The organism is Proteus myxofaciens ATCC 19692 (assembly GCF_001654855.1).
Classification (GTDB): Bacteria; Pseudomonadota; Gammaproteobacteria; order Enterobacterales; family Enterobacteriaceae; genus Proteus; species Proteus myxofaciens.
The window spans coordinates 1-2,425 of record NZ_LXEN01000103.1 but is presented as its reverse complement, the minus strand read 5'-3'; the positions used below and the strand labels follow the sequence as shown (position 1 = coordinate 2,425).

Here is a 2,425-nt window from a genome sequence, read left to right as displayed (position 1 = left end):
ATACCATATAGAGATTACCTTTAATTTTCTCTTTTTTTATAACACGAAAATGTTTTCCTGGAGAAAGAATAACTTGATCGGTTAATCTATCACTAATACCCGTCATTGTTTTTGCATTATGCTCGCCTTGTATAGAAATAAAAACATTATTAGTCTTATTTTTTATTTTCTGAGAATTTCTATTAGCTATCAATATACTATCATTAGCAAAAATTGTTCCTTGCTCTATGTTTTCAAAATAAGCATTCAAATTCTCCACATTAATAGATTTATAAATGGATCCTTTAATTTCAGGTAATTCAAGGATTATATTAAAAACATTATTTAATTTTTTAGAATCATTACGATTTAGATAGTTTTCAGGACTAGACATTAGATAATCAAATAACTTATTCCCCCCTTCACAGAACCAATCTAAGTCATATCTATATTTATTTATATCTTTCTTTAGACTTAAAGGTAGTTTTTTATATAAATCATTATTATCAAGATATATATCAATTGCTTTTTTGTGATCATAAGGTGAACTAAGTAATGCGATTTCTTCATTAGCTTTATAAATATTTGTAGTAATAATATTATCTAAATTATTACTTTTAATGATTTTAATTGTTGAATCAAAATATTTATTATTGATTTCTTCTAATGAGGATTTATATCTGTTTGGATGGTTTTTACTCTCTAAAATATTTCTATTTTTAAGATAACTATGAGAGGTTTTTCTTTTTTTTGTGAAGTAATCTATTTCTGTACCATCATTCCACCGCTCATTTAACGGAGCAATAAACCCATGATTGATCATTAATTGCTGAAAATCTGAGAATTCTTTTGTATTTCTAATAATAATAGTATTATTTTCGTTAACAATAAAATAATCTTTTAAAGTATTTTTTTCATTATTTAAATTTTTATTTAATATTTCATCCGGTACAAAAAAAGTTGCAGGAAAATTATCATTGATAACTGAATATGGGTTAGCATCATCAGCTCCATGATGGACCATTTCTTTTCCTGGCTCTCTTAATAAAGCGATATTGATTTTATCTTTTACATCTTTAACTTTTGAACTAATTAGACCTAGAGCTTCTCCTTCATAACGTTCATAAAGTGCTTTGTCATTATAATATTCTTGAAAAGTGGGTGATAATTTTTCGTAATCAACACTATTTTTCCATTCTTCCCAAGGCATCATTTTTTTTATCACTGTTTTTTCACCAAGATCATTATAAGAATACATAACAGTAAACAAATCATAATCGGCTATAATTGGTTTTTTAGATATCTGATCACCAAGTACACTTATCGGAACGAGCTTACTATTATCATAATAATTAACGGTATATTCGTTATCGTTAGATTTAGATAAAAAGAAATCATATTCACGATTATCTATTTTGCTAGAAACTCGAATAATATCTGTTAACATGCCAGGAAACTTTAGAATGTTATTGTGTTTTAGTTCATTTACTCTCTCTAGTGAAAGAATTAAAGGTACTGATATTGCGTATCCTTGATTAATCGATTCTTGTATCGCTGAGTTATATTTCGCCACATCATTTCTAGCCGATGATTTAGCCAAAGATTGATCGACAGGAATAAAGCCTGACATAGGCCCCCAATCTGAACTTTTACCTTTAATAAATAAATTTTTACTACTATATTCCTTTGATGCAATTAATGCTGTAGATTTATTATCTATTGCTCTTATACCTATTATTAAATTTTCACTGTTTGCGATTTTTGCTAATGTTTTTTGATCCCCACTAGGCATGCCAACAATAGGTACTAATATATTTCCGATTGGTGTTAACTCCAGATCTCGTGATTTATAAATAGAAAATTTTCTAATCGGATCTTGTTGATTATCTTTAACATGTCTAAAACTATTGTACTCATTACGATGACTAAAACTAAATTCTTTTACATCATGCCCATAGGCTTTTAACGTTTTGATTATTAATTTATTATTTTCATCCGTAGTTTTAGAATCACAACTGATATATATCTTAGTTTTATGTTGTAATTTATTTTCTTTATTTAACACAGAAATGAGATCATTATTTGATGAACTCAGTACAATCCCTTCTGGGAAATAGCCTTTATTATTTAGAGATTCATATAATTCAATTACCTTTCCACCACTACGACTATGTCCATGTAGTAAAATAGAATCTGTGTCTACATTATAATTTTTGATTAGATACTCAAAAGCTTTGCTACCCGCTTTAGCATCCATAGAACTATCAAAAATAAATAAATCATAACCCGCTTTATGATATTCTTGAGAGAAATTAATATAATGGTTATCTAAGTTACTCTCATTACTTAAAAGTAATACTACCTTTCTAGTTATTGATACTTTATCATTACAATAAGAATAATATCCTTTAACATTTGGTGTATTAATATCTAATAAATAATCTAA

The 2,425-nt window shown here is 26.9% G+C and carries 1 protein-coding gene; it reads right to left on the bottom strand.

What is annotated here, in order from left to right; all coding sequences use genetic code 11:
- Positions 1–2,425, bottom strand: a 2,425-nt coding sequence (locus tag M983_RS11330; RefSeq protein WP_245684041.1) for an anthrax toxin-like adenylyl cyclase domain-containing protein, incomplete at both ends; no start/stop codon positions are given.